This window comes from uncultured Ellagibacter sp. (genome assembly GCF_934617235.1).
Lineage (GTDB): Bacteria > Actinomycetota > Coriobacteriia > Coriobacteriales > Eggerthellaceae > Ellagibacter.
Map to the genome: position 1 here is coordinate 1 of NZ_CAKTTZ010000083.1, position 2,168 is coordinate 2,168.

At 60.8% G+C, this 2,168-nt stretch carries 2 protein-coding genes; both read left to right on the forward strand.

The window, feature by feature from the left end:
* A partial coding sequence (locus Q0G85_RS10270; RefSeq protein WP_297157696.1) for a sensor histidine kinase occupies positions 1–1,053 on the forward strand: 1,053 nt, incomplete at its 5' end.
* 84 nt (positions 1,054–1,137) lie between these two features.
* Positions 1,138–2,007, forward strand: coding sequence for an ABC transporter ATP-binding protein (locus tag Q0G85_RS10275; protein ID WP_297157697.1), 870 nt, complete (start codon positions 1,138–1,140; stop codon positions 2,005–2,007).
* Positions 2,008–2,168 lie beyond the last annotated feature (161 nt).

The following is a 2,168-nucleotide window of genomic DNA, read 5'->3' on the forward strand; positions in this document are numbered from 1 at the left end:
GATTGCGCCTACTCGTTCGGGAAGTATCTTCGCTCGCACGCAGGCTTCCTGCTCGGCGCGGTCGCCCTCATGCTCGCTGTGGCAGGCATTATGGTTGTTACCGGGTCCAACGCTTCCGCCATCATCCTCGTTTCGATCTGCGAGACCCTCTTTGCTTGCATTGTGCTTGCCGTCGGGTTTCTGCGCGACCGCGAGTTCTACCAGCAGCTTGCATCCTTTTGCGATTCGCCCGACAACGCACGCTACCTCTCGTCGATTCTGGACGAGCCGCACACGCTGGAGGGCTCACTTGCCTACCGCGCGCTTGCCGTGCAGGGCAAGGCGACCTCGGACGAGCTGGCCGTGCGCTCTCGCGATATGAAGGAGTACCGCAACTACATCGAGCTTTGGGTCCACGAGGCGAAAACGCCCATCGCATCGGCGCAGCTGGCGTTGTCAAATCTTCACGGCCCCGAAATCAACGAGGTGCGCGGCGATCTCGATCGCATCGAATCGCGCGTTGAGCAGGCGTTATACTACGCACGCTCGGCAACTCTGAGCGAGGATTTCTCCATCGAGGAACTAAACCTCGCAGCAGTTGCGCGCAAGGCGTGCCGCCAGAGATCCCGCACGCTGATCAGCGCCGGAGTCTCGCTCGATTTCGCAATCGACAACGAGCTTCACGTGCTTGCCGACGCGAAGTGGGTCGACTTCATCATCGGCCAGGTTCTGGAGAACTCGGCGAAGTACGGCGCGAAGTCCATCCAATTCGAAAGCGCGGTGAAGGACGCGGGGACGAAAGACGGGTGCGTCGAGCTCTCCATCAGCGATGACGGCGACGGCATTCCCGCTGCCGACGTGCCGCGCGTCTTCGATCGCGGATTCACGGGAAACCGCGGCCGCACGCACCACAAGGCAACGGGCATGGGGCTCTACCTCGCTGCCGTTGCCTGTGACAGAATGGGACTTGGCCTGCGCATTTCCTCCGAAGAGGGACACGGCACGACGATTGCGCTCACCTTCCCGCTCGACCGCACGCGCATGGATTTGGCGGCCAACCTTACAAAATCGTAAGATTGCGGTAAGGCCCTTCGATGGCTCCGTTTTCGCAATCGCCGCATCATGGGGATGTGTCGAATCGAAGAGAAAGGAATCCCCATGTCTGTGGTTACCGCAACCCCGCCAGCAGGCATCGCGAATGTGAATCAACCCGACGGCCGCAACGTTTTGCTCTCCGTACGCAACGTTTCGAAAGTGTATGGTTCGCGCGAAGCCGTCACGCATGCACTTGACGACGTCTCGTTCGATATCCGCGAAGGCGAGTTCGTCGGCGTCATGGGCCCGTCTGGCTCGGGCAAGAGCACGCTGTTGAACTGCATTTCCACCATTGATACCGTGACCAGCGGAAACATCATCTTGAACGGGCTCGATATCACGCAGTTGCGCAGCCGTCAGCTCTCCAAGTTCCGCCGCGACGATCTTGGCTTCATCTTTCAGGACGCCAACCTGCTCGACACCCTGACAGGTTTCGAGAACATCGCTTTAGCGCTCACCATCAAGGGCGAGAAAGCCGACGCCGTCCGCGTGAAGGTTGAACGCACCGCCACTCTGTTGGGCGTGACGGACGTCCTGCAGAAGTATCCGCGCCAGATGTCGGGCGGCCAACGTCAGCGCGTGGCTGCAGCGCGCGCCATCGTCGCCGACCCGAAGCTGGTTTTGGCGGACGAGCCCACGGGCGCACTCGACTCGCGCAACACCGCCGTCCTCCTCGAGACGCTCGACGTGCTGAACACGAAACTGCACGCCACCATCATGATGGTCACGCACGACGCGGTTGCCGCCTCCTATGCCGATCGCATCCTGTTCATCAAGGACGGCAAGCTGTTTAACGAGCTGCGCCGCGGCGATGGTGCGAGGACCGATTTCTATCAACGCATCCTTGAGGTTCAAGCGTTCCTTTCCGGCAAGCAGGGTGATTCCTCCGCGGTCGGCTTCGTGGCCTCGCACGTCACCGCGCTCGGCAACTAGGCGGCGGTCGTCATGCTTTTGAAACTAGCCTTGCGCAACGTGCGCCGCAGCGTGCGCGATTACGCTGTATACTTCGTCACCTTAGCTTTGGGCGTGGCGGTGTTCTACGCTTTCAACGCCATCGAAGACTCCCGCGTGCTGTTCGAGGCCCAAGAAGGCGC